A 26,550-nucleotide genomic window follows, 5' to 3' on the forward strand; every position below is an offset into this window, starting at 1 on the left:
CTGAAACGGACCCCGCGCGGGGGTCGAGAAGGGCGCGCCGAACCTCGTACGCGCACTGTCTGAACTGGCTTTCTGTGGAGCTGCTTAGCGTTTGTGCGACCTGAAGGAGGAAGGGCTCCCGGCCGTCGGCAGCGTCACCGTGAACTCCGTACGGCCCGGCTCGCTCCGTACGTCGATCCGGCCGCCGTGCGCCTGCGTGATCGCCGTCGCGATGGCCAGCCCGAGGCCCGAGCCGCCGCCGTCACGGTCGGGGCCGCCCCGGGAGCGGGACGCGTCGGCCCGGGTGAAGCGTTCGAAGACCGTCGGGAGGAGGGCGGGCGGGATGCCCGGGCCGTCGTCCCGCACCCGGATCACGCGGTGGGTGTCGGTGGCCTCCACGACGACCGTGATCCTCGTGCCGGCGGGCGTGTGCACGCGCGCGTTGGCCAACAGACTGGCCACCACCTGATGCAGCCGCTCCGCGTCACCCACGACGGTCGCCGGCGTGGACGGGCCGTCGAGCCTCAGCGACAGCTGCCAGTCGTGGTCGGCGCCCGCCGCCCGCGCGTCCCACACCGCCTCGGCGACCAGCGTCGCGAGGTTCACGGGCGCCGACCGCAACGGCCGCCCCTCGTCGAGCCGGGCGAGCAGCAGCAGGTCCTCCACCAGCCCGGTCATCCGCGCCGACTGCGCCGACACCCGCAGCCACGCCTGGTCCGGCTCCAGCCCCTTCACCACCTCGCCGCCGCTCATCAGCTCGGCGTACCCGGCGATCGACGCGAGCGGCGTACGGAGTTCATGGCTCGCGTCGGCCAGGAAGCGCCGCATCCGCACCTCACCGCGCTGCCGTTCCGCGAGCGACGACTCGACGTGGTCGATCATCCGGTTGAGGGCGGCGCCGACCTGCCCGGGCTCGGTGGCGGGGTCGGTGTCGTGCTCCGGCACGCGCGTCAGGCCGGCCACCTCGCCCCGGTCCAACGGCACCCGCGAGACCTCGACGGCGGTCGCGGCGACCCGGTCGAGGGGCCGCAGCCGCCGCCGTATGACGACCGCCGAGACACACCCAGCCACCCCGAGACTGACGATGGCGATGGCCGCCTCGACCACCACCAGCCGGTTGATCATGCGCTGTACGTTGCCCATGGGCAGCCCCGCCAGCACGGGCACCCCGTCGCCGCCGATGGCCGTGAGGCGGTAGGTGCCGAGCCCCGGGATCGTCCGGGTGTGCAGGGAGCCGTCTGCGGTGATCCCGGCGAGGGCGGCGCGCTGAGCGGCGGTGAGGGTGCGTTGACGCCCGTCCGCGGTGACGACTTCGGCGGCGATGATCTCTGAGGCACTGCCCCCGTCCGCGTCCGTGGTGGCGAAACGTGCGGCGAGGGTGCCGGCGGGCTGGCCGCGTTCGTTGAGGAAGCCCAGGTCGGTCGCGTCGCCCGTCCGGCGTTGCAGACCACCCTGGCTGCGATTGGCGGCGTAGGTGACGCGCTGGTCCAAGTCGCCCAGCAGATAGGCGCGTTGGACGTAGACCGTGGCAAGCGCCATGACCGTACAGACGACGGCCAGTGTGCCGGAGATGAACAGCACGAGCCCGGTCCGCAGCGACCGCTGTCGCCGCCACCACGCGCGGCTACTGGTCAACTGCCGTTCTCCGGGGCCCTGATGGTGTACCCCGCCCCGCGCACCGTGTGGATCATCGGCGCCCTGCCTTTGTCGAGCTTCGCGCGCAGACTGTAGATGTAGACCTCGACGAGATTGCCCTCGCCGTCGAACGAACTGTTCCAGACGTGATCGAGGAGCTGGGTCTTGCTGAGCACCTGCCGCGGACGCTCCATCAGGAAGCGAAGCAGGTCGAACTCCTTTGCCGTGAGCGGGATACGGACCCCGCCCCGCTGCACCTCTCGCGTCTTCTCGCCCAGTACGAGATCGCCGAGCACCCGTACGGACTCGTCCTCGGCCGCCTCCTCCGCGCCGCTCCGGCGCAGCAGTCCGCGCAGCCGCAGCATGACCTCTTCGAGGGAGAAGGGCTTGGTGACGTAGTCGTCCGCGCCCGCCGACAGGCCGTCGATGCGGTGTTCGAGGGCGTCCCGGGCGGTGAGCATGAGCACGGGCAGTCCGGCGTGCTCCTGCCGCAGTCCGCGCAGTACCTGGAGCCCGTCCACGTCGGGCAGCATCCCGTCCAGCACGACGGCATGTGGGGCGCAGCCGCGCGCGATCTGCAGCGCGCTGTACCCGTCCGCCGCGAGGAACGGCTGCCAGCCCGCTCCGGCCACGGCCACGGCCAGCAACTCGGTGAGCTCCGGCTCGTCGTCGACGATCAGCACACGAATGGCGCCTTCGGGAGCTACGGCCAGGGGGTCCACGGCTTTGGGGCCCACGCCTTCGGGGGCCACGGCTTTGGGGGTGTCAGTCATGCCGGACATGCGCCGAGCATTCCCGAGGAAGCTGTGGGACCGCTGTGCGCGAACTGAGTGGCGGGCGGCGTGTACGGAGTTCAGACCCCGCCGAGCAGCAGGGCGAGCCCTTGTTCGACCATCGGTCCCAGATCCTCCATGCCCGGTGCGACAACGCTGTACGAGCGATGGAGGAACCGCTGGAGCTGCGCCGTACGGAACCGGACCACGGCAAGCCCGTACGGCGAGTGGAGTTCCACGACCGTGCGCGTCGGTCCGCACGGCCACAGGTGGACCTCGCCGATGCCCGCCGGGTTGTCCAGCCCTTCTCCCAGAAGCGTCCGGGAGAAGGTCCACGTGACTCCCTCACCGTCGACCGAGACGTCGACGGGGAAGTCGATGTGGACGGCGAGCGGGTCGGTGGAGTCGTAGCGCAGGGTGACGACGAGCGGAAGCTCCTGGTAACCGGGGGTTATCAGGCGGGCGCGCGCGGACTGCTCCAGGGTTCTGTACATGATCGTCTTCCCGTCCGGGTGAGGCGTTGGGCCAGTTGTGCCGAGCTGCCTTCTCGACCTCTGGCAGTGCCCCGGCATTACGCCGATACGGGAGTTACCCCATGTGACGTGCGTCACCTTCTGTAATTACTTGAGATTTTTGTCATCTAGCCTTACAAACTCATCCCCAATGCCCCATCCGCAGGTAACTGGAGCGTTCCTGCCCATGATTGACAACACCGCCACCGCGACCGACGCGTACGCCCGTATCTACGAGGAGCAGCAACCGCGTCTCGTCGCGTACGCACGTTCGCTCACCAAGAGCAGTTGGGCCGCGGAGGACCTGGTCGCCGAGGCGCACTTCCGTGTGTGGCGACGCCTGTCGGCGGGGCACGAGATCGACAACGTGCCCGCGTACCTGATGACGACGGTCCGGCACCTGGCGGCCACCGTGGGCAGCAACTCCGCGCGCGAGACCCCGCAGGATCCGCAGGACAGGCCGGAACGCGGGGAACGGGTCGTCTCCCAGGGCCGCCACATGGACGACCCCGCCGAACAGGTCTCCTCGGTCGACCTGTTGGTACGGGTACTGGGCCAACTCCCCGACCGCTGGGTCAAGGCCCTGTGGCTCGCGGAGGCGGAGGGCCAGCCCCTGGCGGCGATCGGCCCCCAGATCGGTACCGGCACCAAGGAGGGCGCCACCGCGGTACTCCTCCACCGCGCCCGCGAGGGCATGCGCCAGGCCTTCCTGCGCGAGCAGCCCGGCGTCCCGGACAACACGGCGTGCGAGCCGTACTGGGTCCGCATGCCCGCGTACGTACGCGGCACCGCGACCCGCCGTCAGTCCGACCAGATCCTCGCCCACGCGGACACCTGCGACGACTGTCGCCACCGACTCGCTTTGCTGATGCGCACGAACGACCGCCTGCCCGCGCTCGTCGGCCCGGCCCTGCTGGTGCTTCTGGTGGGCGGCACGGGGAAGTACCTGCTGTCGTTCGCGGCGTCGTCCGTCGGTGCGTCGGCCGTGACGTCCTCCGCTGCGGCCGGGCACGGAGGAGGGGGCGTGCTGCACGCGGTACACGCGGTACGTCATGTCGTGACCGGTGGCGCGAAGATGCCCAAGGTGCTCGCGCTGAGCACGGGGGCGGCGGCAGCGGCCGTCGCGATCACCATCGCGCTCACCTCTCCGCAGGTGCAGTTGCAGGAACGGTCCCGGGTTCCGCTGGCGGGCGAGCCGGTGGCACCGGCGCCGGTGGCGGAGGTACCGGTGACGGCGCCTGTGCCGCTGAAGGCGAGTCCGGTGACTGTGCCCGAGCGGGTGCCTGCTGAGACGCGGGTCGCTTCGGTGGTCACGGTGACTCGGGGGAGCGGTGCCGGTGTTGGTACCGGATCTGGCACTGGATCTGGCACGGGTGGCGGTACGCCTGTGGCGCCTGTGGCTGCTCCCGGCGTGCCGGTCGAGCCTGAGCCCTCGGTGCCGGCACCTCCGGTCGAGGAGCCGGTGCCGCCGGTGAGCGAGACGCCTGGGGTGTCTTTGCCTCCGGAGACGCCTGAGGTGCCTGAGGTGCCTGTCGTGCCTGTGGCTCCGGTACCTCCCGTTGTGGAGCCTCCGGTTGTGGAACCACCTGTGGCTCCGGTGGTGGAACCCCCGGTGGTGGAGCCTCCGGTGGAGGAGACGCCAGAACCGCCGGTTTCCGAGCCTCCTGTGGATCCCGTCCCTGTCCCCGTCCCGGATCCAGACCCGTACCCGGTCGCTCCGACTCCTGCGGATCCCGCCACCGTTCCCGTCCCGGAACCGGTTACGGACCCGGCCCCGGACCCGGTCGCTCCAACACCCGTGGACCCCGCCCCTGTTGAGGAGCCTCCGGCTCCTGACCCCGGGGGCTGCTGAGCGGCCGGTCGGACCGCTTTCGGCTGAATTTTTCCTCGCCGAGCAACCTGGACACAGCTTCCCTTGTCTCACAGGTTGCTCACAGGTCCGGCCTGGGCGCGTTGGGGTGCGTCCGTAGGTATGTCGGCCGGTCGTGGGCTGTGTCCAGTCCGATGCCACTTGACCATGGCACTGGCAGACGAGGAACCGATGACCACTCAGCAGCACAGCACCACCAACAGCACCAGCAATAGCGACAGTCGGCGCAACGGCAACGGCAACCGCGTAAAGCACTCGGTGCTCGCCGCGGGGGCCGCGCTGGCCGTCGTCGTGTCGGTGGCCGGAGCGGCGCCCGGGGCAGGGACGGCCTCGAGCGCGGCACCCACGAAGCCGAAACTCAGGCTCCTGGCCGCGACGGACTCCGTGACGGCCGAACGCTGGGAGGGGGAACCCGGCGTCTACCTGGACCTCGCGACGTACGTCACCGTGGACGACGTACCGCTGGAGTTCAAGGTGACCCGGAAGTCGTACAAGGACCCGGTGATCGCCGAGCAGATCATCCGCAAGGGCGGCAAGGCAACGGCGAAGAGACTGCCTCCCGGGATGGTGAAGGATTTCGCGGGCCTGCAGGGCTTCCTGGAGGTGTCGTTCAGGAACGCGGCCGGACAGGAAGTCGCCAAGAGCAAGGGCACGTTCTGCCCGAACAACGCCACCGGACGCATTCGCCCGGACGCCTCGGCGACCTCGCACTTCCCGGAGGGCTGCTCCACCAACCCGTTCACGCTGGGCGGGGTGTGGGGCGTGGAGAAGGGCTGGGCCACCAACGTCAGCTCGATCGACAACACGAAGCCGGTGGATCTGCCGGTGGGTGAGTACACGGCCAAGGTGTCGGTCGGGAAGATGTACCGCGACCTGTTCGGCATCCCGAACGACCAGCGGACCATCAAGGTGACGGTACAGAAGGGGAGCGACGGTGGAGGCGGTGGCGGTGGCGGTGGCGGTGGCGGTGGCGGAGGCGGTGTGGGCCTGGCCGCACGATCCTCCGCCCACCAAGGCGGAGGACACGGAGTAGTACAGGGAGCAGCACACGGAGGAGGGCACGGAGCTCACGGGGCTCATGCCGATCCCGATCACGGGGCCCAGTCCTCCGCCCCGCCCGCCTCGCACCACTACGGTCCGCGCGGCGCGGACATGCCCACCATCCCGGCCTTCCCCAACGCGCTCGTCGACCTGGGTACGGCACACCACCTGGGCGACGGTCCGGGCCACACCGACGGTTCGCGCGTCGCGCCCCCGCTGAAGGCCGCCGCCCAGCGGCCCACGGGCAGGGCGGGCGTTCCGGCCAACGTGCCCAAGCCCGACCTGCGTTCACTGCCGGCGTGGGACATCGCCATCACGGACGGCGAGGACGGGGACGTAGCAGGCAAGGACTACCTGGCGTTCAGCGCGAACGTCTGGAACGCGGGCCCGGCCCCGCTGGTCGTGGACGGCTTCCGCAAGCCGGGCAGGGGCCTGATGGACGCCTACCAGTACTTCTACGACGCGAAGGGCAAGCAGGTCGGCTACACACCCACCGGCACGATGGAGTGGGACCCGCGGATCGGCCACGAGCACTGGCACTTCACGGACTTCGCGAGCTACCGCCTCCTGAGCGCCGACAAGACCAGGGAAGTGCGCAGCGGCAAGGAGGCGTTCTGCCTGGCCAACACCGACGCGATCGACCAGACGGTGACGAACGCCAACTGGCACCCGTACAACACCGATCTGTCGACCGCGTGCGGCGAGAAGAACTCGCTCTCGGTGCGTGAGGTGCTGGACGTCGGCTCCGGCGACACGTACACCCAGTACCGCCCGGGCCAGTCCTTCGACATCACCGGGCTCCCGAACGGCACGTACTACATCCAGGTCATCGCCAACCCGGAGAAGCGCCTCCAGGAGACCGACCTCAACAACAACGTCGCCCTGCGCAAGGTGATCCTCGGCGGCACCGAGGGCACGCGGACGGTGACGGTACCGCCGCACGACCTGATCAACGTGAAGTAACCGACCGCTTCCGGCCGCGGGCCGCACCTCCGAGGGGGAAGTGGGGGAGAACAGCCCCCTCGGAGGTGCAGCCACCTACACCACCGACCCGGTAGGCCGCTCCATGGTTCGGGCACCCGGGAAACGGCATCGTTGACCCCAACGAACCGAAGCCCGAAGCCCGGAGAACCGGGATGAATCCAACGGTTCACCGCCCCGGCCCGGAAGGAACACTCCCATGAACGCCAACGCCCTGCTGACCTCGAAGCCGAGCACCACGACGGCCGCCATGACGACCTCCCTGGTCGACGCCCGGATCGACACGCCCGCCGAGGGCGACCTCACCCCGCTGCTCACGGCCTGGGACCAGGCCCACTCGGCCGCTGTATCCGCATCCGCTGTCGCGGACCTGGGCTTGGGCCTGGACGTGGACCTGGACCTGGACTGGCGCCACATCCTGGACGAGATCGCCCACCCGCACACCACCCAGGCCTTCCACCGCCTGGCCGAGGCGGCGGCTTGATCCCGTACGTCCGACCAGACCGACCCCGACACCAGAGGCCCCGGAGAAAATCCGGGGCCTCTCACGCGTCCGCCCCAGGCCGGCTCAGCCCTGTGACGCGCTACGACCGTCAGGACTGACAGTGAGGACTGATCGTCAGTCCTCACTGTCAGTCCTCGCTGTCAGTCCTGACGTACGACGTTCGTGCCCGCGCCACCCGAGAGGACGTCCTTGCCGGCGCCGCCGTACAGCTTGTCGTTGCCGCTGTTGCCCCAGATGTAGTCGACGCCGGCGTTGCCGTACAGGACGTCGTTGCCCTTGTCGCCGGAAATGTGGTCGTTGCCGGCGCCGCCGTAGATCGTGTCGTTGCCGTCGCCACCGCGCAGGTCCTCGGCCCCTGCGGTGCCGCGGATCACATCGTTGCCCTTGCCGCCCTGCGCGGTCCCGTTGGAGGAGGTGAGGGTGTCGTTGCCGTCGCCGCCGGCCGCGAGCAACGAGTTACCCGCGCTGATGGTGTCGTCGCCTGCCTCACCGTCCACGAAGTTGCCGGCGACGTCGCCCCGGGCGGTCAGCTTGTCCTTGCCCGCGCCGAGGATGAACGCGGTGGTGAGGTAGGTCTCGTTGCTCTTGTTGGTGAAGTCGACCACGTCATTGCCGTCGCCGAGGTTCATCCGCATGATCTGGTACGGGCTCTGGCTGTCCTCGGTGACGACGGTGCACAGGACCTTCGTGTTGTCGGTGGCGCTGGCGTAGCCGCACCCGTGTCCGAAACTGATCGGAACGACGTCGTCGATCACGAAACCGATGTCCGTGGCGTTGACGTAGATCTCGGTGACGGTCAGTTTGTTGGTCTGGCCGGCGGCGGCCGTGTATGTCAACTCCCGGTCGTTGGAGCTGACTTCGGCTTTGGCGGACGGCGTCGCGGCACCAGCCGTACCGGCCAGTGCGAGCGGAACGGCCGCCAGTCCGGCGCCGAGGGCGAGCGTGAGCGCCAGTGCCGATGCCGATGCCGACGCGATTCGTGTCGTACGACGGACTGTGGGGGAAGAGGGCATGCGCGTAACCTCCAGGGTCACATGGGCACTTGAGGCGGTTCGGAATTTGTTCAGAACTCGGTGACGCCATGTGAGACGGCCGAAGTGCGCCCCGGGTTGTAAAGGCCCGCCCAGGCCGACGGCCAAGCATTCGGGCAGGCGGAGTGACCGAAGCCTCTCCTGTCGTCCACCCATGTGAACAACGATCAAGTACGCGACTATTGACGTCTCCAGGGCCACCCCTCTAGCTTCCGAGGGAAAGCGCTTTCCAATCCGGTCCGGCACCTGTTCCACCTGATCCAACCGCCCTGGAGATGGAGAACCACGATGCAACTGAGACCCGTCATCGCGTGCGTCGGCCTGCTGGCAGGCACACTCGTCGCGCTCTCCGGCACCACGGCACAGGCCGCGACCACACGCTACGAGGCCGAGACCTCACCGGCGGTCTGCACCGGCACCATCGACTCCGACTGGACCGGCTACTCCGGCAGCGGATTCTGCAACGGCACCAACTCCGCTGGCTCGTATGCCCAGTTCACCGTTTCCGCACCCGCATCGGGCACGGCGACACTGGGCGTCCGCTTCGCCAACGGCACCACCACCGCCCGTACCGTGAGCGTCATCGTGAACGGCACGACGGTCACGACGGCGACCTTCGAGGGCACGAGCACCTGGACGGGTTGGACGACAAAGACCCTGACCGTGCCGGTGGTCGCGGGCACCAACACCGTCCGCCTCAACCCGACGGCCGCCGCTGGCCTCCCCAACATCGACTACCTCGACGCGAACGTCCCGGACGGCACCAGCACGCCACCGCCGACGGCCTCCGCCCTGTACGTGTCCCCGTCCGGCACCGACAGCGCGGCGGGCACGTCATCGGCCCCGACCACCCTCACCTCGGCGATCAGCCGCATCACCTCGGGCGGAACGATCTACGTCCGCGGGGGCACGTACAACCAGCCCTCCACGATCACGATCCCGGTCGGCAACAACGGCACGGCCTCCGCCCGCACCACGCTGTCCGCCTACCCGGGCGAGACCCCGGTCCTCAACTTCTCCGCGCAGACCGAGAGTTCGACCAACCGCGGCCTCCAACTGAACGCCAACTACTGGTACATCAAGGGCCTCGTCGTCGAACGGGCAGGTGACAACGGCATCTACGTCGGCGGCAGCAACAACGTCGTCGAGCGCACGGTGACCCGCTTCAACCGCGACACGGGCCTCCAGCTCGGCCGCATCGCCTCCACCACCCCGGCCGCCGACTGGCCGGCCAACAACCTGATCCTGAGCGCCGAATCGCACGACAACGCCGACTCGGACGGTGAGGACGCGGACGGTTTCGCGGCCAAGCTCACCACCGGCTCCGGCAACGTCTTCCGCTACGCGGTCTCGCACAACAACATCGACGACGGCTGGGACCTCTACACCAAGACGGACACAGGCCCCATCGGCCCGGTGACGATCGAGGACTCCCTCTCCTACAAGAACGGCACCCTCACCGACGGCTCCCAGGCCGGCAACGGCGACCGCAACGGCTACAAGCTCGGCGGCGACGACATCGCCGTCAACCACATCGTCCGCCGCAGCATCGCCTACAACAACGGCAAACACGGCTTCACCTGGAACAGCAACCCCGGCACGCTGACGGTGTCGGACAACGTCAGCATCGACAACACGGAGCGCAACTTCAACTTCGACGGCGGCACGTCGGTGTTCCGCACGAACACCTCATGCCGCAGCGCCAGCGGCACGAACGACCGCATCGTCGGCAACTCCGACACGACGAACCAGTTCTGGTCCGGCACGAACGGCTCCCGCTGCTCGTCGTACGCGGGCGCCCTGCACTGGTCGTTCGCTTCGGACGGGCGTCTGGTGGTGACGTTCGGGGGGTAGGGGGCGCCTCTTCCCGTCTCTCGTACGAGGCTGAGTGGATTCGCCATACTCCCGGACTCCCCCAGGTCGCTGACCTGGGGGTGTCCGCCATTTGCGTCGCTATGATCCCTTTCGGTGAAGTGGCTGGAGAGCGCCCCCTTCGACCGCCACGACCTGTCGGTGTTCCTGCGCCACCTCGCATTGCTCACGCCCGACGCGATTCCCGTGGTCGCGGTTTCGCGCAGCGGGGCCGACTGCACGGGTCTCGACGCCTGGTACGGCCCGGCGAGCCTCTTGGAGGTGTGGCCATATTGACCAAAGGGACGGAGCGGCACCGCCGTAGGAGAGGCGCCGTCGAACCAGGTCAGTTCGCGGTGAGGGTGCGCCACCGGGCGGTAACGCATCCTTCTTCCATCTCCCACCACTCCTTCGTCACACCATGGTTGAGCAACCGTTGGACCTGTACGAGATCCGCTGTGGGCGGGACGTCCAGAGCAACCATGCCGAAGCGCTCGATTCCCTCGCCGCACACGCCCAATCGGTCAAAGGCGTTGAGGACGCTCTGCCGCGCGGCGCCGGAGCCGCCCTCGCGGAGCACGATCAAGCGGATGGTGCAGTTCTCCGACGGAAGAACCACATCGCCGGCCCACAGCATGCCCTCCTCATCCGGGCTCGCGGCAACCACGTCACCGCATGCGACCCCACGCACGAACCACGGGATGTTGTCGAGCTTCACCGTGCCGTTGCCCTGATCGAGGGCCCACAGGCTTTCCACTCCGGCAGGAGGCCAGTCGTCCTCGATCTCAAGGCGGAAGTGCACCTTCACGTAGTCGGTCCCGGTCTCCGTCATACCGTCAGGATGCCCGACAGCTCAGCGCGAGAGCCATGGAGGCCATGGAGGCCATGGAGGTGAGCGCGAGCCGAATGCTGCTGTGACCTTCCGGATCAGGCGCCCCGGCGGTGACTCTGTCACGGCCGATCGGTGACGTGGAACTCCATCCACTCGATGCCCGGCACATTGAAACGCGCACCGACGTTGGCAGCCGCGATGCCCTCGAACTCGTGCTGGGCGCCTGCTCCTTGGCTGCCGAGGCTCCACGGCGTCGCGATCTTCCACGCACTCTCAAGAACGGCCATCAGCGCCTGCTCCGGAGTGGGACACCCGAGCGGGGAGACCAGCCGCAGCACGGCGAGCTCGGGGAACTTGCAGTACCGCTCATAGCTCTCGATCTCAACGGGACGATCCAACCTAGCCGCAAGACGCCCGACCACCCGCTCGGCGGCGCGGCGGTCGGGCGCGTGTACGTGACAGCGCCAACGGATCGTCTGGAACATGGCGGAAACCATACGGGCCAGGCAGACAACTCGCAGGCGTCTCGGACGGCCTGGCATCCGGTGCCACGTCGGTGCCGGAGCGGCAACAGCCGAACTCGCCTCACCGGAAAGAACGACGCTCAACGGAACGGAGGATCAGTCGTGCGTTCGCAATCGCCGCCAGTGGGCGCTCGGGTGTGGTTCGTACGTCCTCGTTGGACGTCAGGCGCAGTTGTCCGCCGTAGGGATATGCCGCAGACGCCGGCCACCGGAGTCCCTCCGGGCTCTACCCGCGGTTCAATCGCCCGAGTGCCCCCAGAAGCAGATCTCTTGGGGCTTGCCCTCGTCGTCGTGCAGCACCGCGCATCGCCCGACCCAGCGAGACCGGGGGAAGACGTCGAAGTCCGGGACGTGCGCGCGGGTCAGTTTCTCCGTCCCCAGCAACTCGAGTGCCTCCTCGGCCGTCACCGGTTCCACGGTGTTGTAGTCCGGGGTGTCGTCCGGTCCGAGTACGAGGAAGACGTCGAGGATCGAGTGGGTGCCGGCCTCATGGACCAACTCGGCCTCCCACAGCTCCTCCAGAGTCCGCGGCCGAGGCTCCCGTTCCGCCTCCGGCCGCCAGTCGGCACCGTTGACCCAGTAGTACTCCCCTGCCTCGAACACCTCACGCCGCAACTGCTGAAGCGCGGCGTTCAGGTCCTCCTGGTACGGCACGTAGTAGTCCCACTCCGAAGCCCCCACCAGCCCTCGTCCCCTTCCCGTCTCCCCGGTCCACCTGTGACGGCGGAAGCTAGCACCTGCCTCTGACATCGAGGCCCACGGCGCCACCGACCCAACCCGGGAAGATCCCGGGTTGGCCGAGCCGGCCGTCCGGTTCAGCAGAGGTGACGGCTGTGGCGGCCACATGGTGCGTTGCGAGTGCCTGGCAGTCGTGGTTGGCTCGCTCGGTGAAGCTTCTGTTGACAGCGAGCGGCCTGCGTAACGTGACGCTGCGGGACGCACTGCGGGACCTGTTGGGAAAGCCGTTCGAGTCGGCGAACATCGTGTACGTTTCCACGGCATCCGTCGCCGAGCCCGGTGACCACGGGTGGTTCGTCGCGGATATGAGCCGGCTGCACGGTCTCGGCTGGCGCGAGTTCGACATCCTGGAGTTGAACGGCCTGCCTCAGCAGATGGTGCTTGATCGGCTGTCGCACGCCGACGTCGTCTATGTCGAGGGCGGCAGCCATTACCATCTCGCGCGCAGCATCACCGGCAACGGTCTGGCCGAGGGCTTCCTGGAAGTGCTGGAGAGCCGGGTCTATGTTGGGGTGAGCGCCGGATCGATGATCTTCAGCCGGAATCTCACCGAACATTCCGCCGACGTCATCGGGGATTCTGCGGACCTGCACGTGCTCGGCGCTACGACGGTGGAGCCGCCGTTCGGTCTCTTCGACTGGTATCTGAAGCCGCACCTGTACTCGCCCGACTTCCCGGAGCGGGACGACGCCTGGGCTGATCGCATCGTCGAGCGGGCGGACTTCCCGATCTATTTCATTGACGACGACACGGCGATTCGCGTCAGTGACGACAAAGTGGACGTCATCTCCGAAGGCAGGTGGCGGTTTCATCCGTGACTCGCGATGCGGTGCCTCAGCGCCTGTATCCGATTGGTCTGATGAGCAGAGGCCTCCATGGTCCTGCACGGGACTCGCGGTAGCGAAAGGGTGCGACGGCGCTGGGGGAGCGGGCGTGAGGACCGTCGTGGCAGCGATGGCACCGTGAGTTCGAATCGCACCGCTTCCGCAGATGTACGGGCCCCGACCCGGCAAATCAGTCAGAGGCCTCGCAGGCGGGCGGGGTGAACATGTGGCCGATGTTGTTCCACTGGTGGTGTTCGGTGGCGACACCCTCGCGGTATTCCAGCTGGTAGGTGTTGTTGTCGCGCAACAGGACCTGGACGTACCAGTCTCCGTCACGGTCCTCGTCCTGCCGTTCGAGCACCATGTGCTCGTTGCCGCGTCGTAGGTTGGCGAGCATCGTTCCGATGACCGGCTTCGAAGGGCGCTTCACCACATGGCCCCGGGCGCTTGTCGCAATCAGCATGAGCAGATTCTTCAGCCCCGCCGTGCCCAACTCGCGTACTGCGCCGGCGAAACCCCCACCGCACCCGTGAAGTCCCGTGTGAAATGCGCCTGGTCGGCGTATCCGAGTTCGGTGGCCAGGGCCGACCAGTCCTGGGGAGTCGTGGCCGCGCGGGACGCCGCCTCCTGGATTCGGGTGCGGCGGATGACCCACTTGGGACCGATACCGACGTACTCCGCGAAGAGGCGCTGGAGTTGGCGTGTGCTCAGGCCGGCGTGGGCGGCGAGTTGGGAGACCCGGAGGAGTGAAGGGTCCGTCGTGATGGTGTCCACCAGGGCCGTCGCCTCGTCGATGTTCCTGTGCATGGAGTGTGTCGTCGCGGAGGGAGTCGGGGCTGCGGCGCGCAGGAACGTGGCCGCCAGTTGCAGTGCCGTGGGGACGTCCGGCTCCGTGATGATGCTGTTCGCCGTGGTTCGTGCCGCCCGGCCGAAGAGGTCCTCCACGTCGAGGACTTGGTCGGCCGGCACGCCACTCGGCGGCACCCGCACCTCCCACCTCGAAGCCCTCATGCTCGCGGCCTGACAGCTCGAATCACGCCTTTCCCAGCAGAGTCCTTCAGGGCGGAGGTGAAGCGCATCCTTGGCCCGGAGGCGCGGAGCGCCGGAGTTCACTGCGGGCCGACGAATACGCTTCCCGGTCGGCCGCCACCGCCCTCGTCCGGAGTGAACCCGAGGCCTGGGACGGTGAGACCGCACTCACCGGGGCCGGGAGTGGTCCCATGCCTGCCCGCTTCGTCGGGGGAGTCGTGTTCGGGGAGTGGCTCGTCGATGGGTGGGACCTTGCCGTTGTCACCGGGCAGAAAGCCGACGTGGACGACGAACTCGCCGCAGCGCTGTACGAGGACATCGTCGGCAAGGCGGAGATGGCCAGGCGGTACGGCGTGTACGGGCCCGAAGTCGCCGTACCGGCCGACGCGCCCCTGTTCGTACGGGCGTTGGGGCTTGCTGGACGTGATCCGTCCTGGCGGCGACAGGGCTAGGGCAGGAGCAGGCGCAGGGGCAGTGAGGCTGGCCGGTGGCCATAGCCTCCGGTCAGCCTCACTTGGCCTCACTCGGCCTCACTCGGCCTTGCTCACCCGCTCAAGGCAGGATCGGCAGTACCCCGCAGTTCGATGTCGCCGGCTTCCCCGACAGGCGGTCCGTGAGCCAGCTCACCGCGTTGCCCTGGTCCGCGAGGAGTGGGGTGAAGTGGTTCAACAAGGGGCTGATCACGTTCGGGAGGATCACCGGCCGGTACGTGATGTTCGCGCCCTTCTCGCACCAGTCCGCGGCCAGGCGGCGGGCCTGGGCATGGGGAACCAGGTTGTCGCTGATACCTGTTGCTATGCGGATCGGGCTCGATGGGGTGAGGGTGCCTATGCGCTGGCTGTTCAGGAAGGTCTGGAGGGCCGGGGTGGACGCGATGATGTCGGAGATGGACTTGCCGTCCGTCGTCCACTTCGCGCTCTTCGTGTAGGCGTAGCCGAGCAGCGCGTCCCCTACGCACATCGTCGACAGGTCGGTCAGGGCTGCTTTCCCCGTCGCGTTCAGGTGGGCTTCCGCCAGTGGCCTCAGCGTCGGGTCGGACTGGAGGAAGCCGTTGAGCGACCAGGCCAGGGCGCCCGCCAGTTCGCTTCCGTCGATCGCCTTCGTGACCGCGGCCAGGTCGGCCGGTGGGGCGCCCGAGTAGGTGCCGGCGAGGGTGATGTCGGGGGCGTAGGAAGGCTGGAGTTCCGCTGCCGCCGCTGTGGCTCCGCCGCCCTGGCTGTAGCCGAACAGGCCTACCCGGGAGGCCGGCGTGAGCGATGTGTCGGGGAGGGAGCGGGCGGCGCGTACCGCGTCCAGTACCGCGTGGGCCTCGTCGAGACGGTTGACGTACGTGTGGAGGCGGTCCGTCGCTCCCAGGCCGGCGTAGTCCGTGATGACCACCGCGGCGCCGGTCGCGAGGAGGCGGTAGATCGCCACGTCCTCGTAACCGACCGACACCGTACGGCCGTTGAGGGAGAGGGGGTGCTCCAGGCCCAGGGACGCCGCGCACTGGTCGCCCTGGCCCATCGTGCCCGGGGCCACCGCGACCAACGGGCGCGGGCCGTCTCCCTTCCAGGTCGCCGTCGGTTCGATGTACGCGCCGGTGACCGCGACCGGGGCACCGTTGGAGTCCGTGGACTTGTACATCAGGCGGGTCGCCCGGCCCGGGAGGGGGCCGTCGAGGGTGGGGAGGGAGACGGCGAGGGGGAGGGGTTCGGTGCGGATCAGCGCGCCGTTGGCGGTGGGGAGGGTGGCTGGTGGCGTGTAGAACGTGGGGATCTCCACGCCTCGGGACACGACCGTCTCCGTCGAGGAGCCGTCCGAGGCCGAGGCCGAGGCTGTTGCGTACGAGAGCGCCTGGGCGCCCAGACAAGTCGCAGCGGTGATCGCTGCGGCCAGGAGCCGTCTGCGTGCGGGCATGGCGAACCTCCTGAAGCGTGGGGCAGGAAGGAAGCAATGAAGAACCCGGGAGAGGCCGAGAAGCCGAGTGGCCGCCTCTCCTTACCGGGTAGTTCGCCAGGACCGTACCTACTGGTCGGTTACTTCGGGTAGCAGCCGGGAGGTTACGGTTGAGTAACTTGACTCACTGTCTAATTGGGGGAACGGGACGTCACCAGCTGCAGCCGGTGGCCTTCGGGGTGAACTCCAGGGGGTCGAGCCGGTCCGTGGCGGCGGCGTCGACGTAGGTCGCGTGGGTGACCTGATACCAGACGGCGTCCCGCTCGGTGTCGCCGTCCACGTCGTCCAGGCTCACGCACCAGCGTTCCTGGCGGACGACGCGTGTATACGTCTCGGTGCCGCTGCGGGTGTTCGCGCACTTCTGGTAGCGCTCGGTGGTGTACCAGGTGCGCGTTCTCTTCGCGGTACCCGTGCCCGTACGTTCCGTGTGCTTGACCTGCCTGGTCGCCGACGTGCACTTCTTGACCAGGTGCGGGCGGGTGGCCTTGGCCGTCTTGGCGGTGACGTGGCGGACGGCGTTGCGGAGCCCGTGGACGGTGGGCGTCACCGGCGCCGTCTCCTGGACGTCCGCGCCGCCGCCATCGTCGTACTGGCTGCTGGTGGCGCCGTCGTCGGCCATCCACGGGTCGTCGTCCTGCGAGCCGTCGCCGCTCCCGCACGCGCCGAGCCCGGCCATGAGGATCACCGTGAAGCCGGCCAATATCAGACGTCTGTTGCTGAACATGTCTCTTTCCCCGCCCGTTCTCTGTCTCAAAAGGGCGGTCAGCGTAACTGATCACACGACAAGCGGGGCGATCACGGCGATGAGACGCACAGCGGCCCGGCAGTCCTTCGTCGCGGACTGCCGGGCCGGGTCGACGGATGCCGACTGAGGCTGACGCGAGCTGCATGGCAGTGCTACGTCAGGGATCTACATGACGACCTTGTAGCCCTGCCAGCCCGTCGCGATCCTCGTGGAGGCGCCGAACGCGCCCTTCCCGTTGCCGTTGGTGCGCCACAGGTTCCCGGCGGTGTCCCGGGACAGGAGGTCCGCGCGGCCGTCACCGGTGAAGTCGCCGACGCCGACGACCGCGTTGTAGGAGGCGCCCCAGTTGCCGGCGATCTTCACCCGCGCCTTGAAGGCGCCGGTGCCGGTCCCGTCGAGCCGCCACAGCACATTGGATTTGTCCTGGGCGACGAGGTCACCGCGGCCGTCGCCGTTCAGGTCTCCGGCGCCGACGATCTTCTTGTAGCCGGTCCAGCGGGAGCCGACCTTCGTACGGGCCGAGAGCTTGCCGGTGCTGGTGCCCTTGAAGAGGAACACGTCCCCGGTCGAGGTCTGACGGGCGACCAGGTCGGGCCGCCGGTCGCCGTCGACGTCGCCGGGCGAGGTCAGCACGTCGTACTGGTTCCAGCCGGTGCCGAGCGAGGTGTACGGCGTCGAGGGTGTCGCCGCCTTGCCGCAGGCCGGACGGTACGCACGCAGGGTGCCGTCGGCCGCCCGGACCAGGACGTCGTTGCAGCGGTCGCCGCTCAGGTCGCCGTACGGCACGAACTTCGCGGTGGTCGGCCAGCCGGCGCCGGTGACCTTGGCGCCCAGGGTGCCTGTGCCGGTGCCGCGCTGGACGGTGAGCGTGCCGTTCGTGGAAAGGGTGAGGACGTCGCCGACGCCGTCACTGCCCGCGTAGTCGCGCGGGGCCGCCGAGCCCGCCGTCACCTTGGTGGTGCCGGAGAGGGTGAGGGCGGCGCCCTGACCGTCGGTGGGCTTCGCGGTGAGCGTCCAGGTGTAGGTGCCGTTGGCGACGAGGCGCCCGGTGGTGTCCTTGCCGTCCCAGGCGGCCGTCAGCAGACCGCGCGCGTCTGCACCCGCCAGGGTGCGGACGGTGGCGCCGGACGCCTTGTCCCGGACGGTGACCTGCCAGCCGGCGGCGGGCTTGGACAGCCACCAACTGCCCTTCCAGCCAGCGGGGTTGGAGGTGACGGTGGAGTCGATGGCGGTCAGTGCCGAGGCGGGGACACCGGTGGGCACGATGTGGACGCGCTGCTCGTCGTCGGCGTAGGCGACGGGGCCGCCGAAGCGGTCGACGGTCCAGCTGATGCGTCGACTCCTGGTCGCGTATTCGTACCGGCCGAGTTCCCTCCAGTCGACGAGCTTGCGGCTGGGCAGGTCGTCGTAGGACCCGCTGGACGGCAGTCCGTCGTACAGGTCGACGAGGGTCAGGCCGCTTTCCGAGTAGGTGCCGTAGATGTACTGGACGAGGTAACCGTCGCCCAGGAGGACCTCGCCCATCGGGGCGGTGGAGGTGCGCTTGGTCGTGCGGTCGTAGACGCCCGCGTCCTGGAAGTTGCCTTCTGGTTCGTCCAGGCACTGCCAGTACACCCAGCGGCCCACGGCCTGAAGCTCGTACGGGGTGCAGCCGTTGGTCGTGGTGAAGGACTCCACGGCGGTGCCGGCGGGCAGCCGGGTCGCCGTGACCTTTCCTCCGGTGGCGGCGCCGCTCCACAGGGTGTTGCCCCAGACGGCGGCGGCGACCCGCTTGCGCTTCTGGAGGACCTTCCCTGCCGCACCGGCGGAGAACTCGCCGATGTACTGGTTCGAGGAGGAGACCCCTTCGATGATCGCGTACCGCCCGGAGAGATCCGTCAGTTCCGGGGAGTCGTCGTTCGTGTCGATGGTCGGGCCCCAGCTGGGGGAGCCGTTGGCGTACAGCATGGTCAGGCCGGTCAGGGTGTCACGTTCGCGGCCGTGGTGGCCGGTGCCGTCGGCGAACATCGGGATGCAGCGGGGTGTGTTGTCGTTCGGGCCGCAGTTGCCGTCCCATCCGTCGACCAGGCCGTCCACGGTGCTCCTGGTGACGCTCGGGGTGCCGCCCCCGGCGGGCGTGGTGAGCCAGGTGCTGCGGTACGCGCCGATGGCTCGCTCCGGCTCGTACAGCGTGCTGTTGTCGGCCGTGCTGAGAATGCCGCTGCCGAGGGAGAGGCCGTGGATCTGGGCGGGCAACGGCTCGACGGCGGTCACCCGGGTGCGGGTGACGGTGCCGTCGGCGGCGGGCGCGATCCGGTACACACCCCAGTCGAGGTCCCCCCGCCCGACGTACCGCTCGGCGCCCGCGACGAGGACGGAGCCGTCGGGCGCCTGGACGAGCTGGCTGGTAGCCGGGTCCATGACCTTGGTGGTGTCCGTGCCCGTGCCGTCCGGGGTGAGGGCCCAGAGGGGTCGGCCCCGGGGCACGTACTCGTTGTCCTCCGTCCACTGCGATTCGATGCCGAGCAGCGCGTCGCCGACGACACCGAACGAGGGATAGGTGGTGAGGGAGCCCGTGTCGAGGGTGTGGCGCGGTGCGGCCAGGTCGTCGCGGTCGAACACGTCCGCCTTGCCGCTTCCGGCGCGCAGCCGCACCACCGAGTCGGTGCCCAGCCGGAAGCCGGTCACCTCCCCGCCCTCGTCGGAGGCGTCGACCCGGTCGGGCAGCGCGCTGTACACGCCGGTGGTGAGGTCGACGGTGCCCCAGTGATCCGGGCCGTCCGCACCGCTCTTGTGGTGGACGAGGACCGACGTCGCGTCACCGTCCTGGACGTCGATGCCGCCCGCACCCTCCGGAAGCCCGGTCACCGGCGTATCCGTGACTCCGCCCCCGTCCTGGGGTCGCAGCAAGTGGTACGTGCGGGGGTCGTTGCTGATGGTGAGGACGGTGTTGCCGAAGGTGCCCAGGTACGAGTGGCCCGGAGCCATCGGTACCACGGTGGTGCTCCCCGAAGTGCCGTCGCCCTGGATCAGAGTGACCTGGTCGTCCTGATCCGAGGGCAGCGCGACGGTGTCGGAACCGTCCCCGTACCAGCCGGGGCTGGACGCCGGCTGGTCGTTGTAGGAACCGCTGCCGATGTCGCTCCGGTGGATGGTGAAGGGCAGCCGCTGCTCCAGCCCGGTGGTGGCACCGGTGGCGTAGTCCGTCCACAGGAGCCGGTTGTCATCCTCTTGGGCCCACAGAAAGCCGCTCACACCGGCGTTGAGGATCCACGTGGCCCTGGGGACGGCGCGCTGGGCAGCCGGCAGGACGAGTTCTCCGGCCGCGGCGACGGCCGAGGGCGCCGCGGGGACCGCCGACGCCGGCACAGCGCTGAGCGGCAGGCCGAGGCTCAGCGCCGCGGCCACGGCTGCGGTGGTCGTACGGACAGGTCTGTGCCGGCGTCGGCCGGTTCGGGCCACCGTTCCTCCAGGGAAGGCAAGAAGAGGGCATGGCGGGAACGGACGTACACCAGCGCTCTGACTTCCTGCTCGGCCCCCCGGCCGTCCCCCATGCGCGCGTGCCGCTGACAGTAACAGCATGCCCATGACCAACATGGGTTCCCGGTCGGCGTTGACAACCGCCCTCGCACCCCTCCATCATCATTCCACTAATCAAGTAGTGGAATGGTGGTGGTGATCGTGGAGTACCGCATCGACAGGCGGAGCGGGGTCCCCGCCTTCCAGCAGATCGTGCAGCAGACCAAGCAGGCCCTGCGGCTGGGCGTACTCGTGCCGGGTGACCGGCTGCCCACCGCCAAGGAGGTCGCCGCGACCAGCACGGTCAACCCGAACACCACCCTCAAGGCGTACCGCGAGCTGGAGCGCGAGGGCCTGGTCGAACCGCGACCGGGCCAGGGCACCTTCGTACGCCGCACCCTGGGCCGCCCCGAGACGGGCACCGACTCGCCGCTGTACGCGGAGCTGGTGGCGTGGATGTCGAAGGCGGCCGAGGCCGGTCTGGAGCAGGAGGACGTGGCCGCGCTGGTCGCGTCGGCGATGGAGAAGCAGTACGCCGCCGGGAACGTGGCGGCAACGGGGTCCACGACAACTGGATCCACGACAACCGGGTCCACGACGACGGGGCCCACGGGGGCCACGACAACTAGGAGCACAGGTGAGTGAAGGTATGTACGCGGGGGAGCCGGCGCTTGAGGCGTACGGACTGGGGATGCGCTACCGGCGGGGCTGGGCGCTGCGGGACTGTTCCTTCCGGCTCCCGGCGGGACGAATCTGCGGGCTGGTCGGGCCCAACGGGGCGGGCAAGACCACGCTGCTGAGCATCGCGGCCCATGTCCTGGAGCCGACGGACGGCTCGATCAGCCTGTTCGGTGAGGCGCCGGGTTCGGTGGAGTCCGGTCGGCGTACCGCGTTCCTCGCCCAGGAGAAGCCCCTGTTCCGCCGCTTCACCGTGGCGGAGACCCTGCGTCTGGGCCGCGAGCTGAACCCCGGCTGGGACCAGCGCGCCGCCGAGGACATCATCCGCGCGGGCAACGTGCCCTTCGACGCGAAGATCAGCACCCTCTCCGGCGGTCAGCGCACCCGCGTCGCCATCGCCCTCGCCTTCGGCAAGCGCCCCGAGCTGCTGCTGCTCGACGAGCCGATGTCGGACCTCGACCCGGTCGTGCGCCACGAGATCATGGGCACCCTCCTCGCCGAGGCCGCCGAGCGCGGCACCACCGTACTGATGTCCACCCACGTCCTCGCCGAACTGGAGAACGTGTGCGACTACCTAGTCGTCGTCTCCGGCGGCGGAGTGCGCCTCGCCGGTGACGTGGACGAGCTGATGTCCGTGCACACCCTGGTCACCGGGGTCAGGGAGGGTGACGGCATGCCCGCCGCCCTCGGGCACCACACCCTCGTCGAGTGCCGGACCAGCGGCAGGCAGTTCACCGCGCTCATCCGCCCCGAGGGCCCGGTCACCGGCCCCTGGGAGACGGCAGCCCCGAACATGGAGGAACTCCTGCTCGCCTATCTCCGCTCACCCGACGCACCACCGCTGATCACCCCCACCGCCCAGGTCCAGGGCCAGGGTCAGGCGTTCGGCGCCGGGGCGGTGGCGGCATGAGCACCTTCACCAACGCCTCGACCAGCACCTCGACCGGCTCCACGCGCGACGGCAGGAACGGGACCATGAACGGGACTGCGAACGGCACTCCGAACGGGACCTCGAACGCGACCACCACGGAGGCCACCCGGCGCCCCCGCCTCAGCGGGATGACCTGGCTGGTCTGGCGCCAGCACCGGGCCGCGTTCTGGACGATCCTCGCCGCCACCGCGCTCTCCGTGGCCTGGATGGTCTACCAGCGCGGCCAGCTGGTCGACTTCCTCGACGGCTACGGCTATCCCGGCAGGAGCCTCGACGAGGCGGGCGGCAAGCTCCAGCAGTACATCGACGCGTTCTCGTACGTCTCCTTCGGTCTCCAGGGGATACCCATCCTGCTCGGTGTCTTCCTCGGCGCCCCGCTCATCGCGGGCGACCTGGAGAACGGCACAGCCAAGCTGGTCGCCGCCCAGTCGATGAGCCGGACCCGCTGGCTCGCCACGAAGCTGGCGCTGGCCGGGCTGGTGGTCGTGGTGAGCACGGGCGTGCTGTCGGCGGTGTTCGACTGGTGGTGGAGCCCCGTCAGGTCCGAGGTCACGGTCCTGGACTGGACCTCCGGCGAGGCCTTCAACACCACGGGCCCGGTGCCCGTCGCCCTCACCCTCTTCTCCGTGTTCGGCGGGGTGGCGATCGGTGTGGTGCTGCGGCGCACGCTGATGGCGATGGTGGTCACCTTCGGTTTCACCGTCGTCCTCCAGCTCGTCTGGGGCTACTTCCTGCTGTCGCTCGGCAACGTCGTCACGGTCACGACGAACAAGGGTGTCCTGGGCGGCGAGAGCACGTACCCGTCGGTGCCCGAGGGCGCGTACCAGATCGACCAGTCGTATCTCACCAGCGGCGGGGATCTCCTGGGGTGGAGCACCTGTGCGGGGTCGGCGGAGACCGACGCGGCACAGCAGGCGTGCCTGGACAAGGCCGATGTCGTGGGCTGGTCGGTGGACTACCTCCCGATGTCGCAGATGAACGCCATGCAGTGGTTCGGGGCGTCGATTCTGTTCGCCCTGACCGCCGGTGTCGTGGCGTTCCTCTTCTTCTGGGGCCGTAAGCGGCTCGTCTGAGTCCCGTCCCCCGCGCCCCTTTCGGAGGGGCGCCTCTTCCCACCCTTTGATTCCTTGTCCCGTCGGACGGGCTGCTTTGCCGTGCCCGGAAGTCCGGAGAGAAAGGCATGCCTTGAATCACCGTAAGAGGCGAGCGCGTGAGGCTTCGGCACTCACCCTGCTCACCGCCGCCGCCCTTACCGCGGCCCTGCTCAGCGCCCCGGAATCCGGGGCCGCACAGTCCGCCGACGGTACGGCGGGGATGGCTCGCACCCTCGCGAAGGCCAGGACCGTCACCCTCGTCACCGGCGACAGGGTCACCCTGGACGCCACCGGACAGGTCACCGGCGTGCGGCCCGCCAAGGGCAGGGAAGGCACCACCTTCCGAATAGCGCGGAACGCCGACCGCACCTACGTCGTGCCGCGCGACGCCGAGCGGCTCCTCGCGAACGGCACCGCCGACCGGCGGCTGTTCGATGTGACGCAGCTGGTCGAGTGGGGGTACGACGACGCGGCCCGCCCCGACCTCCCGCTGATCGTGACGTACGCCGAGGGCCGCACCCTCGCGCCGAGCGCGCTGTCCGCCGCCGGTGCCCGGGTGAGCCGGGACCTGCCCAGCGTCAACGGGGACGCGCTGAAGGCCCGTAAGTCGGAGGGCGCCGAGCTGTGGGAGACGCTCACCGGGAGCGGGGGGACGGCGCGGGCGAGGTCGGCCGCCGCCGACCGGGTCGAGAAGATCTGGCTGGACGGGAAGGTCGAGGCGGCCCTCGACCGGAGCACCGCCCAGATCGGCGCGCCCGAGGCCTGGGCGGCCGGGTATGACGGGACGGGCGTCAAGGTCGCCGTGCTGGACACCGGGGTCGATGGCACGCACCCGGATCTGAAGGGCCGTATCGACGCGGCGAAGAACTTCTCCGAGGCGGCGGACACCGTCGACCGGGTGGGCCACGGCACGCATGTGGCGTCGACGGTCGCGGGCTCGGGCGCGCACTCCGGGGGGAAGTACAAGGGGGTTGCGCCGGGCGCCCGGCTGATCAGCGGCAAGGTGCTCGACGACAGCGGCGACGGCGAGGAGTCCGGGGTCATCGCGGGCGCGCAGTGGGCCGTCGCGCAGGGCGCCAAGGTGATCAACCTCAGCCTGGGCGGCCCCGACAGCCCCGGTGACGACCCCCTCGAACAGGCGGTGGACGAGCTGTCCGCCTCCTCCGGCGCCCTCTTCGTGATCGCCGCCGGCAACGAGGGCCCCGCCGCAGGCACCGTCGGATCGCCGGGCAGCGCCGCCGCCGCGCTCACCGTGGGCGCGGTGGACCGCACCGACGCGATGGCCGAGTTCTCCAGCCGAGGCCCGACGGCGGACGGTTCCCTCAAGCCCGACCTCACCGCCCCCGGCGTCGACATCGTCGCCGCGAAGGCCGCCGAGGGCACGGAGGGCGCCCCGGCCGCCGACGGCTACGTCTCGATGAGCGGTACGTCGATGGCGACCCCGCATGTCGCGGGCGCCGCCGCGATCCTCGCCCAGCGCCACCCCGACTGGACCGGCGAACGCATCAAGGCCGCCCTCACCGCCTCCGCCGAACCCACCCCCGGTGTCTCGGCGTTCGCGCAGGGCACGGGCCGTACGGACCTCACCCGCGCCCTCGACCAGCAGCTCACCACCACCCCGTCCGCCCTCGGCTTCCCCGCCCAGCAGTGGCCGCACACCGACGACCAGCCGGCCACCAAGGCGGTCACCTACCGCAACGACGGCGACCGCCCCCTCACCCTCGACCTGACCACAGAGGCGTACGGCGAGGACGGAAAGCCCGCCGCCGAGGGCATGTTCGAGGTCTCACCGAAGCAGCTCACCGTCCCTGCGGGCGCCACCGCGACCGCCCAGGTCACCGCCGACAGCGGCGCGGGTACGGCCGACGGCCACTTCGGCGGCGCGCTCACCGCGACGGACGGGGCGGGTACGACCGTACGGACCGGCATCGGCGTACAGCGCGAGGTCGAGTCGTACGACCTGACGGTCAAGCATCTCGACCTGAAGGGCAAGCCCGCCATCCGCTCCGAGACGGGTGTGCAGGGCCTGGACAACCAGATCTGGCAGGACTACTCCGACGACAGGGACGGCGAGTTCACGATTCGGCTCCCCAAGGGCCGCTACAGCCTCGAAGGCCGTATCGACACGGGCGTGAACCCCGGCGCCGAATCCGGAGAACTGGCTCTCCTCCTCAACCCGAAGTTCTCGCTCACCCGTGACACCACCCTCGTCATGGACGCCCGCAAGGCCAAGCCGATCCGGATCACCGTGCCGGACAGCAGGGCGAAGCACACCGACGCCACCCTCAACTACGGGTTCGACATCGACCAGAACCTGAGCACCTCCACGTACCTCATGGGCAGCTTCGGAAGGCTGCGCGTCGGTCAGTTCGGCGCCAGGCTTCCGGCGGGCGAGGCGTTCGCGCAGTACAACGGCACCTGGACGCACGGCACCACGCACTACCGGCCGGTCTGGAACCGTACCGGCGACCTGTCGGGCTTCACCGCGAACGTGAAGCGCGCGCAGCTCGCCAAGGTCACGATCCCCGTCGGTACGCCCGTCAAGGGCAAGTCGGCGGGGCTCGTCGCCGCGCCGCTGACGCCGGGCGGCTCATCGTTCGACTTCTTCCCGGACACTGACCCATCACTGCCGGCCACCTTCACCGACTACGTCCTGCCGGGAGTGAAGTGGCGGTACGGCGTCACGCAGAACGGCGGCAAGGACGCGGACGGCGAACCGGTGTGGGACGCCGGTCAGTGGACCGCGAAGCCCCGCTCCTACAGCGCGGGCAAGCAGTACACCGAGCGCTTCAACACCGGCGTCTTCGGCCCGCACTTCACCGGCCCGCTGACGAACGGCGAGGACCGCCCCGGCGCGGTCCGCGTCGGCGACACCCTCCTGGCCTACCTTCCCCTGTTCTCCGACGGCGCCGGCCACGTGGGCGACTCCCGTTACAGCAGGGCCAGGAGCACCCTGTACGCGGACGGCACGCGAGTCTTCGACCTGAACACGCCCCTGAACGGCGACAGGTACGAACTCCCCGCCGCCAAGCACAGGTTCCGCCTCACCACAGACGTCTCCCGCCCCACCAGCCTGTCCCCGGTCAGCACCCGGGTCACCGCCGAGTGGACCTTCACGTCCGCGCACGTCACCGGTGTCGGGCAGCGGCTGCCGCTGTCGGTGGTCCGCTTCACGCCCCGACTGTCCATGGCGAGCACGGCCAAGGCGGGTACGCGCTTCTCGGTCTCGTTCACGGTCGAGGGCGCGGCCACCGCGCGCACCGCCCGCAAGCCGGCCTTCTCCGTCTCGTACGACGACGGCCGGACCTGGCACCCGGCGAAGGTGGCCGACGGCAAGCGACTCGACCTGCGCCACCCGGCGAAGGCGGGCACGGTCTCCCTGCGTGTGACCCTCACGGACGCGGACGGCAACACCTTGAAGCAGACGATCCATCGGGCCTACCGGACCATCAAGTAGGCGTCTGCACAAGGATGTTGGTTGCGCGCCCGGGTCGGCTTCGGTCGGCTCGGGCGCCTTTGTCGTGAACGGGAGCTGCTGACG

At 69.4% G+C, this 26,550-nt stretch carries 22 protein-coding genes and 1 pseudogene; 11 read left to right on the plus strand and 12 right to left on the minus strand.

Annotation, left to right across the window (positions count from 1 at the left end; genetic code table 11):
- Positions 1-84: 84 nt before the first annotated feature.
- From G3I71_RS02475 to G3I71_RS02485, 3 genes are all read right to left on the minus strand, one after another.
- Positions 85-1,518, minus strand: a complete 1,434-nt coding sequence (locus G3I71_RS02475; protein WP_343242832.1) for an ATP-binding protein — start codon at positions 1,516-1,518, stop codon at positions 85-87.
- A 92-nt stretch (positions 1,519-1,610) separates the two neighbouring features.
- Positions 1,611-2,396: a response regulator transcription factor gene (locus G3I71_RS02480; protein ID WP_239148816.1), complete on the minus strand. Its 786-nt coding sequence runs from the start codon at positions 2,394-2,396 to the stop codon at positions 1,611-1,613.
- Between the two features lie 71 nt (positions 2,397-2,467).
- Positions 2,468-2,881: an SsgA family sporulation/cell division regulator gene (locus G3I71_RS02485; protein ID WP_164312207.1), complete on the minus strand. Its 414-nt coding sequence runs from the start codon at positions 2,879-2,881 to the stop codon at positions 2,468-2,470.
- A 205-nt stretch (positions 2,882-3,086) separates the two neighbouring features.
- On the opposite strand from G3I71_RS02485, the gene G3I71_RS02490 reads away from it, so the two are divergent.
- From G3I71_RS02490 to G3I71_RS02500, 3 genes are all read left to right on the plus strand, one after another.
- Positions 3,087-4,751, plus strand: coding sequence for a sigma-70 family RNA polymerase sigma factor (locus G3I71_RS02490; RefSeq protein WP_164312208.1), 1,665 nt, complete (start codon positions 3,087-3,089; stop codon positions 4,749-4,751).
- A 165-nt stretch (positions 4,752-4,916) separates the two neighbouring features.
- Positions 4,917-6,773, plus strand: a complete 1,857-nt coding sequence (locus G3I71_RS02495) for a lysyl oxidase family protein (protein WP_164312209.1) — start codon at positions 4,917-4,919, stop codon at positions 6,771-6,773.
- A 268-nt stretch (positions 6,774-7,041) separates the two neighbouring features.
- Positions 7,042-7,275: a hypothetical protein gene (locus tag G3I71_RS02500; protein WP_164312383.1), complete on the plus strand. Its 234-nt coding sequence runs from the start codon at positions 7,042-7,044 to the stop codon at positions 7,273-7,275.
- 161 nt (positions 7,276-7,436) lie between these two features.
- Here G3I71_RS02500 and G3I71_RS02505 read toward each other — a convergent pair whose 3' ends face one another.
- A complete protein-coding gene (locus G3I71_RS02505) occupies positions 7,437-8,309 on the minus strand; it encodes a calcium-binding protein (RefSeq protein ID WP_164312210.1) in 873 nt (290 codons plus the stop codon).
- 306 nt (positions 8,310-8,615) lie between these two features.
- Between G3I71_RS02505 and G3I71_RS02510 the strand changes: the two genes are divergently transcribed.
- Positions 8,616-10,181: a carbohydrate-binding protein gene (locus G3I71_RS02510; RefSeq protein WP_164312211.1), complete on the plus strand. Its 1,566-nt coding sequence runs from the start codon at positions 8,616-8,618 to the stop codon at positions 10,179-10,181.
- A gap of 111 nt (positions 10,182-10,292) precedes the next feature.
- Positions 10,293-10,475 (plus strand): annotated as a pseudogene (locus G3I71_RS02515) (ATP-binding protein); the annotation flags it as partial.
- Between the two features lie 49 nt (positions 10,476-10,524).
- Here G3I71_RS02515 and G3I71_RS02520 read toward each other — a convergent pair.
- From G3I71_RS02520 to G3I71_RS02530, 3 genes are all read right to left on the minus strand, one after another.
- The gene (locus G3I71_RS02520; RefSeq protein WP_164312212.1) at positions 10,525-11,010 is read right to left on the minus strand and encodes a DUF4265 domain-containing protein; all 486 of its coding nucleotides are present in this window, start codon (positions 11,008-11,010) and stop codon (positions 10,525-10,527) included.
- 119 nt (positions 11,011-11,129) lie between these two features.
- A complete protein-coding gene (locus tag G3I71_RS02525) occupies positions 11,130-11,495 on the minus strand; it encodes a hypothetical protein (protein WP_164312074.1) in 366 nt (121 codons plus the stop codon).
- 276 nt (positions 11,496-11,771) lie between these two features.
- Positions 11,772-12,215 carry a hypothetical protein gene (locus G3I71_RS02530; protein ID WP_164312213.1) on the minus strand — a complete coding sequence of 148 codons (444 nt, stop codon included), beginning with the start codon at positions 12,213-12,215 and terminating at the stop codon, positions 11,772-11,774.
- A 206-nt stretch (positions 12,216-12,421) separates the two neighbouring features.
- On the opposite strand from G3I71_RS02530, the gene G3I71_RS02535 reads away from it, so the two are divergent.
- Complete coding sequence (locus tag G3I71_RS02535; protein WP_164312214.1) at positions 12,422-13,090, plus strand: Type 1 glutamine amidotransferase-like domain-containing protein; 669 nt, start codon at positions 12,422-12,424, stop codon at positions 13,088-13,090.
- A 196-nt stretch (positions 13,091-13,286) separates the two neighbouring features.
- Here the strand turns inward: G3I71_RS02535 and G3I71_RS02540 are convergent, their stop codons facing one another.
- Entirely contained in the window at positions 13,287-13,559 is a 273-nt protein-coding gene (locus tag G3I71_RS02540) for a hypothetical protein (RefSeq protein WP_164312075.1), read from the minus strand.
- A gap of 11 nt (positions 13,560-13,570) precedes the next feature.
- The gene (locus G3I71_RS02545; protein WP_164312215.1) at positions 13,571-14,107 is read right to left on the minus strand and encodes an AraC family transcriptional regulator; all 537 of its coding nucleotides are present in this window, start codon (positions 14,105-14,107) and stop codon (positions 13,571-13,573) included.
- Positions 14,108-14,316: 209 nt separating this feature from the next.
- Here G3I71_RS02545 and G3I71_RS02550 point away from each other — a divergent pair, with 209 nt between their 5' ends.
- Positions 14,317-14,577, plus strand: coding sequence for a hypothetical protein (locus G3I71_RS02550; RefSeq protein ID WP_164312216.1), 261 nt, complete (start codon positions 14,317-14,319; stop codon positions 14,575-14,577).
- A gap of 100 nt (positions 14,578-14,677) precedes the next feature.
- Here G3I71_RS02550 and G3I71_RS02555 read toward each other — a convergent pair whose 3' ends face one another.
- The 3 genes from G3I71_RS02555 to G3I71_RS52560 form a co-directional block, all read right to left on the minus strand.
- A complete protein-coding gene (locus G3I71_RS02555) occupies positions 14,678-16,024 on the minus strand; it encodes an alpha/beta fold hydrolase (RefSeq protein ID WP_164312217.1) in 1,347 nt (448 codons plus the stop codon).
- Positions 16,025-16,214: 190 nt separating this feature from the next.
- Positions 16,215-16,787, minus strand: a complete 573-nt coding sequence (locus tag G3I71_RS02560; protein WP_164312218.1) for a hypothetical protein — start codon at positions 16,785-16,787, stop codon at positions 16,215-16,217.
- 186 nt (positions 16,788-16,973) lie between these two features.
- Positions 16,974-20,249: an FG-GAP-like repeat-containing protein gene (locus G3I71_RS52560; protein WP_164312219.1), complete on the minus strand. Its 3,276-nt coding sequence runs from the start codon at positions 20,247-20,249 to the stop codon at positions 16,974-16,976.
- A gap of 204 nt (positions 20,250-20,453) precedes the next feature.
- On the opposite strand from G3I71_RS52560, the gene G3I71_RS02570 reads away from it, so the two are divergent.
- The 4 genes from G3I71_RS02570 (at position 20,454) to G3I71_RS02585 (ending at position 26,466) form a co-directional block, all read left to right on the plus strand.
- The gene (locus G3I71_RS02570; protein WP_164312220.1) at positions 20,454-20,951 is read left to right on the plus strand and encodes a GntR family transcriptional regulator; all 498 of its coding nucleotides are present in this window, start codon (positions 20,454-20,456) and stop codon (positions 20,949-20,951) included.
- A 4-nt stretch (positions 20,952-20,955) separates the two neighbouring features.
- Positions 20,956-21,894, plus strand: a complete 939-nt coding sequence (locus G3I71_RS02575; RefSeq protein ID WP_164312384.1) for an ABC transporter ATP-binding protein — start codon at positions 20,956-20,958, stop codon at positions 21,892-21,894.
- Positions 21,891-22,988, plus strand: coding sequence for an ABC transporter permease (locus G3I71_RS02580; protein ID WP_164312221.1), 1,098 nt, complete (start codon positions 21,891-21,893; stop codon positions 22,986-22,988). The genes G3I71_RS02575 and G3I71_RS02580 overlap by 4 nt, the downstream gene beginning before the upstream one ends.
- A gap of 112 nt (positions 22,989-23,100) precedes the next feature.
- Entirely contained in the window at positions 23,101-26,466 is a 3,366-nt protein-coding gene (locus G3I71_RS02585; protein ID WP_164312222.1) for a S8 family serine peptidase, read from the plus strand.
- The last annotated feature ends 84 nt before the right edge of the window (positions 26,467-26,550 follow it).

Origin of the sequence: Streptomyces sp. SID12501, from assembly GCF_010550245.1 — a bacterium.
GTDB lineage: Bacteria > Actinomycetota > Actinomycetes > Streptomycetales > Streptomycetaceae > Streptomyces.

Coding starts and splice junctions, on each gene's coding strand:
- G3I71_RS02495 (WP_164312209.1), top strand. CDS start 4,917: ATGGCACTGGCAGACGAGGAACCGATGACCACTCAGCAGCACAGCACC.
- G3I71_RS02510 (WP_164312211.1), top strand. CDS start 8,616: ATGCAACTGAGACCCGTCATCGCGTGCGTCGGCCTGCTGGCAGGCACA.
- G3I71_RS02525 (WP_164312074.1), bottom strand. CDS start 11,495: ATGTTCCAGACGATCCGTTGGCGCTGTCACGTACACGCGCCCGACCGC.
- G3I71_RS02475 (WP_343242832.1), bottom strand. CDS start 1,518: ATGGCGCTTGCCACGGTCTACGTCCAACGCGCCTATCTGCTGGGCGAC.
- G3I71_RS02540 (WP_164312075.1), bottom strand. CDS start 13,559: ATGCTGATTGCGACAAGCGCCCGGGGCCATGTGGTGAAGCGCCCTTCG.
- G3I71_RS02505 (WP_164312210.1), bottom strand. CDS start 8,309: ATGCCCTCTTCCCCCACAGTCCGTCGTACGACACGAATCGCGTCGGCA.
- G3I71_RS02480 (WP_239148816.1), bottom strand. CDS start 2,396: ATGTCCGGCATGACTGACACCCCCAAAGCCGTGGCCCCCGAAGGCGTG.
- G3I71_RS02580 (WP_164312221.1), top strand. CDS start 21,891: ATGAGCACCTTCACCAACGCCTCGACCAGCACCTCGACCGGCTCCACG.
- G3I71_RS02545 (WP_164312215.1), bottom strand. CDS start 14,107: ATGAGGGCTTCGAGGTGGGAGGTGCGGGTGCCGCCGAGTGGCGTGCCG.
- G3I71_RS02500 (WP_164312383.1), top strand. CDS start 7,042: ATGACGACCTCCCTGGTCGACGCCCGGATCGACACGCCCGCCGAGGGC.
- G3I71_RS02575 (WP_164312384.1), top strand. CDS start 20,956: ATGTACGCGGGGGAGCCGGCGCTTGAGGCGTACGGACTGGGGATGCGC.
- G3I71_RS02560 (WP_164312218.1), bottom strand. CDS start 16,787: ATGTTCAGCAACAGACGTCTGATATTGGCCGGCTTCACGGTGATCCTC.
- G3I71_RS02570 (WP_164312220.1), top strand. CDS start 20,454: ATGGTGGTGGTGATCGTGGAGTACCGCATCGACAGGCGGAGCGGGGTC.
- G3I71_RS02520 (WP_164312212.1), bottom strand. CDS start 11,010: ATGACGGAGACCGGGACCGACTACGTGAAGGTGCACTTCCGCCTTGAG.
- G3I71_RS02550 (WP_164312216.1), top strand. CDS start 14,317: ATGCCTGCCCGCTTCGTCGGGGGAGTCGTGTTCGGGGAGTGGCTCGTC.
- G3I71_RS02555 (WP_164312217.1), bottom strand. CDS start 16,024: ATGCCCGCACGCAGACGGCTCCTGGCCGCAGCGATCACCGCTGCGACT.
- G3I71_RS02485 (WP_164312207.1), bottom strand. CDS start 2,881: ATGTACAGAACCCTGGAGCAGTCCGCGCGCGCCCGCCTGATAACCCCC.
- G3I71_RS02490 (WP_164312208.1), top strand. CDS start 3,087: ATGATTGACAACACCGCCACCGCGACCGACGCGTACGCCCGTATCTAC.